The 7,151-nt window shown below is 46.7% G+C and carries 6 protein-coding genes; 2 read left to right on the forward strand and 4 right to left on the reverse strand.

What is annotated here, in order from left to right; translation table 11 throughout:
- The first annotated feature begins 17 nt into the window (after positions 1 to 17).
- On the forward strand, positions 18 to 1,268 hold the full coding sequence (locus DSZ37_RS17185; protein ID WP_242978662.1) for a glycoside hydrolase family 3 protein: 1,251 nt from the start codon (positions 18 to 20) through the stop codon (positions 1,266 to 1,268).
- 279 nt (positions 1,269 to 1,547) lie between these two features.
- Here the strand turns inward: DSZ37_RS17185 and DSZ37_RS17190 are convergent, their stop codons facing one another.
- From DSZ37_RS17190 to DSZ37_RS17860, 3 genes are all read right to left on the reverse strand, one after another.
- On the reverse strand, positions 1,548 to 2,435 hold the full coding sequence (locus DSZ37_RS17190) for a hypothetical protein (RefSeq protein ID WP_109728116.1): 888 nt from the start codon (positions 2,433 to 2,435) through the stop codon (positions 1,548 to 1,550).
- Between the two features lie 6 nt (positions 2,436 to 2,441).
- Positions 2,442 to 3,071 carry a formate/nitrite transporter family protein gene (locus tag DSZ37_RS17195; protein WP_109728118.1) on the reverse strand — a complete coding sequence of 210 codons (630 nt, stop codon included), beginning with the start codon at positions 3,069 to 3,071 and terminating at the stop codon, positions 2,442 to 2,444.
- Between the two features lie 130 nt (positions 3,072 to 3,201).
- Positions 3,202 to 4,713 (reverse strand): transglutaminase domain-containing protein, encoded by a 1,512-nt coding sequence (locus DSZ37_RS17860; RefSeq protein WP_242978663.1) that lies wholly within the window; start codon positions 4,711 to 4,713, stop codon positions 3,202 to 3,204.
- A 331-nt stretch (positions 4,714 to 5,044) separates the two neighbouring features.
- Here DSZ37_RS17860 and DSZ37_RS17210 point away from each other — a divergent pair, with 331 nt between their 5' ends.
- Entirely contained in the window at positions 5,045 to 6,316 is a 1,272-nt protein-coding gene (locus tag DSZ37_RS17210) for an aminotransferase class I/II-fold pyridoxal phosphate-dependent enzyme (RefSeq protein ID WP_109728120.1), read from the forward strand.
- Between the two features lie 259 nt (positions 6,317 to 6,575).
- Here DSZ37_RS17210 and DSZ37_RS17215 read toward each other — a convergent pair.
- The coding region (locus tag DSZ37_RS17215; RefSeq protein ID WP_146198215.1) for a DUF4368 domain-containing protein at positions 6,576 to 7,151 on the reverse strand (576 nt) is incomplete at its 5' end.

A 7,151-nucleotide genomic window follows, 5' to 3' on the forward strand; every position in this document is an offset into this window, starting at 1 on the left:
ATAATCCGAAGCTTTTTATGAGAAGGGCTTTTCCTGTGGTTCTTATTGCCGCAGCAGCTGTCTGCTGCGCTGTGCTCGCTGTAAAGATAAGCAGGGGCAAGGATACGGTGGGAAAAATAAGTGCTGTTCCTGCTGATGAGGAGACCACAGCTGCCGATGAGACAGAGACCGTTATTACTACTGTTCCCGTTACAACTGCGGAGCCCACTACCGAGCCTCCCGATGATGTGACAGTCCGTATCGGCGAGATGTCCCTTCATGAAAAGGTCTGTCAGCTTTTCGTTGTGACTCCCGAAAGCCTGACAAACGGAGAGAATTATTCGGTGGCAGGTGAGATGACGAGAGCTGCGCTGAAGGACTATCCCGTGGGCGGATTGGTATATTTTGCGAAAAATATAGATTCTGCGGAAGCTATCTCGCAGATGATAGCAAATACGAAGCAGTATGCCTCGGAGCAGGGAATGGTGCCGCTTTTCTATTCCGTTGATGAGGAGGGCGGCACAGTAGCCAGATGTGCTCAGAAAGCAGGCACAACGTGGTTTTCGTCTATGTATTACTACAAAGATGGCGGAAAGGATACTGCCTTTGCCAATGCTGAGACTATCGGCTCGGACATTGCAGGTCTTGGCTTTGATCTTGACTTTGCTCCTGTTGCGGATACATGGTCAAATCCATATAATACAGTCATAGGCGCCCGTGCTTACAGCGATGATTTCCATCAGGCAGCTGATCTTGTGGGCGCTGCGGTAGAGGGCTTCCACAGCGGCGGTGTTTACTGTACGCTAAAGCATTTCCCCGGGCACGGCGATACAGCAGGTGACTCCCATTACGGAGCTGTCTACACAGATAAAAGCGTTGCCGAGCTCATACAAGGGGAGTACCTTGCCTTTGAGAGCGGTATTGCTTCCGGAGCCGATATGGTCATGGTTGGACATATAACCATGAACGGCGTTGATGGTCTGCCTGCAACTATTTCACATACAATGGTGACAGATGAACTTCGCGGCAGGCTTGGTTTTGACGGAGTTGTGATCACGGACTCACTGTCAATGGGGGCAGTTGCCGATATGTACGGCAGCGGAGAGCTTGCTGTAAAGGTCATAGAAGCAGGCGGAGATATGCTGTTGATGCCCCGCGACTTCGGAGAAGCTGTCAGGGGAGTCGAGGCTGCTGTCAATGATGGGCGTATCACCGAGGAGCGCATTGACGAGAGCCTTGACAGGATATTGCGCCTTAAATCAGAAAGATCGGATATAAAAAAGAGCTGAATATAAGCGTCATGATATCATGTTAATAACATAAATCATAATTTAGCTCCGCTAAATTATGATTTAAGCCGTTAGCCCATAGCCATTAGCCGTTAGCCTGATGTAGGGGCGGCGTTCCGCCGCCCGATAATAAAGCGGCGAAGCCGCTTCCTAATGGCTAAAAGCTAAAGGCTAAGGGCTTCGGAATTTAACACCTGCGGTGTTAAATTCTGATTTATAATAGCAAATGAAAATGCCCCGAAGCGTTTTACAGCGCTTCGGGGCAAAACTTATGTATGGTTATATATCTTCATCTGAGTCCCTTTCAAGCTCTACGGTCTTCCTGCGCCAGTCGTTTGCAGCAAGCTCATAGGCTGTATTGAAGTAACGCTCCGACTCGTTCATATCGCCCATGCGCTTAAGACACCTTGCCTTGTCCAGAGCTATGCCGAAAGCTATGGACTTTACGTCGTCGTATTTTTTCAGCAGCTTCATGGCGTTTTCGTACTGACCGTGGACCATCAGTGACTCAAAGTAAGCGGTGTCTATGAAGTAGTCCACCCACTCGTTTTTGCCGCGCATCCGTGAGAAGTATTTCTCGCCGTGCTTCAGCCAGTACTCTGTGCGCTCGGTGTCCTTTCTCGCGGAGCTGAGCTGTATGAGCAGGACGTGGTACATTATCATGTTCTGCTGAGCATTGATATCGGCACGGTTTTCGGCTGCCTTTTCCATGTAGTCCATATCGGCAAGGTCCAGCTTTTCCTCAGCATCATCGAAGCGATGCAGCGAAAGGTAAGCCTCTCCGAGAAACATGGCGTACTGTGATATATACAGCTTGTTGTTCTCTCTGTCGCTGAGACAGACACGAAGCTGCTCCTCCATTTCATTAATGAGGGGCTCGGCATAGCCTTCATCGGCAATTCGCATGACAAGGCTTCGGAATGTCTTGTACTGCCGGTTCATACGGGGGGCTATAAAAAGTGCGGTTAAGATATTCACGATAACAGATGCGACTGCGGCAAAGACAAGTCTGAAAGCCACAGAGCCCGAGGTCTTGCTGCCTGCAAGAGCGGTTACAGCATCAACTCCCGTTATAAGACCGAATATGATAACAAATACAAGAGCCCACCGTTTAAGAGCTCTGATGAAAAACAGTGCAGGTCTGTTTGCTTTTGAAGAATTATCCATAGATTATCACGCTTCATTTTTTATGAAGCCCTTTCTGAGTATGGGGATAAGGATACCTCCAACAGAGTTTCCGAGAGTCATTATCATAAGCCATACAAACGCTTTGCCGCTCCAAGCTTTCGCAAGAGTGAAGTAGAACATATTGGCAACGCAGTGCTCAAATCCGCTTAGAATGAAGACTACAACGGGGAGAAAAACTGCAAGTATCTTACCTGCGCTGTTGGTGATAGTCTTGTATCCGTCGGCGGCGATGAACATAAGCAATCCGCAGAATGCTGCAAGAATGAATATGCTCAAAGGGGAGTCGGCGAGCTTTGTATCGCACATATCCGAAGCTTTATCGGCAATACAACAGATACGGGTATTGAGCACCAGAAATGCGGATAGCGCGGTACCTGCAAAGTTGCCGAGCCAGATGACTAAAAGGCTTGATATGTATGACGGTTTGTTTTCAACAGCGTATCCCACCTTACCCGTGAACAGATTGAAGCCGAAGCTGAGTATCACGAACAGTCCCGTACCGAAGAGGAAGGCGCCGAGATATCTGTTTTCACAGGAGAGGTAAACTATGCCGCCTATGGCTATAGCGATACCTGTTGCAAAAGCTCTGAGGAAAGTATCGGTGTTTTTTTTCATTGACAAACTTCTTTCATGGTATAATAGTTTTAGACTGCTAACATCAGCTATTCCATTATATCACTCAGACAGTTTTTTGTCAAAGTATGTGTGCATCGGAAAGGCTCCGAAAATCTCGGAGCCTTTATATTCAGGTCTGATCCGACTTCAGGTCAATGAGGATATGTCTGAGTTCGATCAGGTCGAAAACGTCCTCTGTACCGTCGGCGTTAAGGTCGCAGGAACGGCTTATCTTCACCTTTCCGTGCAGGTAGAGGTGGTAGTATACAAGGTCTGAAACGTTGACCTTTCGGTCGTTGTTAAGGTCACCTCTGAGTGACGGGATAACAGTCGAGGTTGTGGTCGATGTGGTGGTAGACGTGGTTAACGAAGTTGTGGATGTAGTGGCCGAGGAAGTAGTAGTAGTAGTAGTAGTTGTTGTTGTTGTTGTTGTGCTGGTGGAGGTAGTAGTCGTTGAAGTAGTCGTTGATGTGGTAGTAGTTGTGGTCGTGGTAGTCGTCGTTGAAGTTGTTGTGGTCGTGGTCGAAGTAGAAGTACTGGTCGTTGTGCCGACAGGAACGGTCAGTACATAGTTATCCTCGGATATCTCGGGGTAGGAGAGCATGGTGATATTGAAGTCGGACTCGGGAGTATGATTGGTAAAGAAGCTGTTTGAGCCTTTGAGGAAGTAATCGTACTTTACCTGCCTTCCGTCCGTACCGTCTGTATCGTCCCATGTAACGTCCATGGCGTACCACTTATCGTCCTCCATCTTAACATAGTTCCACATATGTCCCGTGTTGTTCTCGGCATTGAGATTGCCGAAAACGCAGACACATGGGATATCCAGCCTGTCGCAGATAAGCTTGAAGGCTTCTGAGTAGCCCTCACAGACAACACCCGGTTCTACAAGGGCGCCGAGAGCAGAATTGCTGAATCTTGCTCCTGTGTCATAGTAAGTGAAGTTGGCTATGTAGTCGTGGATGTTTTTGAGGGTAGCATATCTCGTGTCTCCCGATATCGGAACAAGATCGATGCCCTCAGCCAGCTTTTCGCCGTACTCCTTAGCCTCATCAAGTGACTCGAAGCCTTTGAGATAGGCGGGAGTAATGACAAGGGTGCGTATTCTTATGGTGTAGGTGCCTGTCCAGAAATTTGATGAACTGGTGGTGTCATTTCCGAGTCCGATGTTTATTCCCGAAGGCTCTACCCAGTAGAGCTCGGGCTTGTCAAGGAGAACCGCATCTATACCCGGCTTACAGCTGCCGAAAATGGCAAGCTGATAGGTCTCGTTGTCTTCTTCGGTAAATTGTGTGGAATTTGGCAGCGCGGAGACCTTTATCGTTACTGTCTCGGGAAGCTTTATGCTTACGGGGGAGACAGACGGTTCATTCAGCTCTGCCAGAGCGTTGTAAACTGCCAGATTGTTTGCATCGAGCTGATCCTTGTAGTTGAATGAGCCGCTTTTGTAGTTGGACTCCACAGCAGGATACTCAGGCAGTTTAAGGTTTGTGTCAAGATCGCCCAGAAGCAGCTCGGTTTCCGAGAACGCAGGATCAAGATGTTCCTCTGTGTTCTCTGCGGCGACTGCTCCGAACCCTCCGCACATGAGAAGTGCGGCTGATGTGATGAATGAAATTGTCGATGAGATTAATTTTTTCATACAGATACCTCCTAAGTGAAGCAATTAATTCCCATCCCCTGAAATTATTTCTGTATACTTATATTATATACAAAATATCCATAAAAGTCAATGTTTTTTTCTGCTTTTCATGTATTATACACATTAGGCGGCGGCGCGTAAGTGCTATTCCAAACAGGAATATCGCTATATATAGCCGAATAGTGCCGAAAACCACAAAAAAAAGAGTTTTCCTTTATTATAATTTGTTATATTGTCTCTTGAAAATACAACTATGCTGTGATATACTGTTATGTGGAGATTTTGTGCGATTTACTGCACTTAAAATATTTGAAAGGTGAGATTACCGATAATGAATTTATCACAGATGACAAAGGAACAGCTTCTCTCGTTCAAGAGCGAGAACGAAAAGCTCTATAATGATTTCAAGGGTCAGGGGCTCTGCCTCAATATGTCAAGAGGAAATCCCTGCAAGGAGCAGCTTGAGCTGAGTGTTGATATGCTCAGGTCCTTTGATGACGGAAACTTTATGAGCGAGTGCGGTACAGATGTCCGCAATTACGGTGTGCTTGACGGTATCCCCGAGGCAAAGAAGCTCTTCTCCGATATGATCGGTGTTCCTCAGGATCAGGTCATCATCTTCGGTAATTCAAGCCTTAACGCAATGTTCTTTGCGGTACAGTGCGCTTTCAACAAGGGCGTTCTCGGAAACAAGCCCTGGTCACAGTGCGGAAAGATAAAGTTCCTCTGTCCTGTTCCCGGATATGACAGACACTTCAAGGTAACTGAGTTCTTTGGCGTTGAGATGATAAACATCCCCATGACTCCCACAGGTCCTGATATGGACATGATCGAGGAGCTGGTCAAGGACGAGTCTGTAAAGGGAATCTGGTGTGTTCCTCAGTATTCAAATCCCGATGGTATCTCATACAGCGACGAGACAGTAAAACGCTTTGCCGCTCTCAAGCCTGCTGCCAAAGATTTCCGTATCTTCTGGGATAACGCTTACTGCATCCATCACCTTACAGATAAGCCCAAGTACATCCTCAATATCCTTGATGAGGCAAAGAAGGTCGGCAACGAAAATATCGTTTACATCTTCGGTTCTACATCAAAGATCACATTCCCCGGTGCAGGCGTAGCAGTCATGGGCGCAAGCAAGGAGAATGTTGAGGATCTGAAGAAGTACCTCGGCATAAGCATTATCAGCTACGATAAGATGAATCAGCTCCGTCATGTGAAGTTCTTCGGCACATTCGAGAATATGCTTGAGCACATGAAGAAACACATGGCAATTATCGCTCCCAAGTTCAGACTTGTATGCGATGTTCTTGACAAGGAGATAGCTCCTCTCGGTATCGGCGAGTGGACCACTCCCGAGGGCGGCTACTTCATCTCGTTCAATGCTCCCAAGGGCTGTGCAAAGAAGATCGTTAAGCTTTGTGCAGAGGCAGGAGTAACACTTACAGGCGCAGGAGCCACATTCCCTTACGGTGTTGATCCAGAGGATAAGAACATCCGCCTTGCTCCTACATATCCCACTATTGAGGAACTTGCAAAGGCTATGGAGCTGTTCGTTATCTGTGTAAAGATCGCAGCAGCAGAGAAGCTTCTTGCTGAATGATATAAAACTAAAAAACCATAGTATTCATAATACAGAAGTCTTGCCCCTGAGTGTTTCGCAACTCTCAGGGGCAATGTTTTTTATTAAGCTAAATCGGAATTTATATTTGTAGGGAACGCCGCCCTCGGCGTTCCGAAAAAGCATATTGTAGGGGAAGATATCATCCGCCCGTTAAGGGACGCCCTCACTTCTAAACATTCCCTTATCAACAAATTATTTTTCATGTCTCTCCGAGGGAGTTATCCCTCGGAGATTTGCTTTATACAGCGGTCGGTATCTTTTCTTTACCGATCATTATACCATCCGCCTCAAAAGCCTTTGTCGTGGTAAATGAGAAGCGAATATTGATACGATTTGTGCATTTTCTCGAATGCTTGACTCCCTTTTCATAAACTTCAATACGGCTGATGAAGGCTCTGAGCAGTGTCGGAGTCACTTCTGTGACTTTTACGATCTTCTTTGCGTTGGCAATAAAGTCACGAACACATTTTTCACGAGCACTTATGACATTTGTCTTTGAATCAAGCTCCTGAAGTTTCTGCTTCAACTCGGACTGCTCCTTCTCATATCCACCTGCAAGGCTGTCATAGCGTTCTGGAGTAACTCTGCCTGTTACTCTATCCATGTAGAGCGTGCTGATAGCATTTTCGAGCTGTGCTATCCTTGCTTCATACTCGCTTCTCAGGTTTTCATTATCTTTTAACTGCTCTTTTGCTTCGAGTTCACCATTGCTCATAGCCATATTGTAGAATTCCTCGGAGTGCTCTCTTGCAAATGCTGTGACCTTTCTCAGCGATTGAAGTACAACTTCATCAATAACTGATTCTTTTATATA

It is taken from the genome of Ruminococcus flavefaciens, assembly GCF_900116855.1.
GTDB lineage: Bacteria > Bacillota > Clostridia > Oscillospirales > Ruminococcaceae > Ruminococcus > Ruminococcus flavefaciens_R.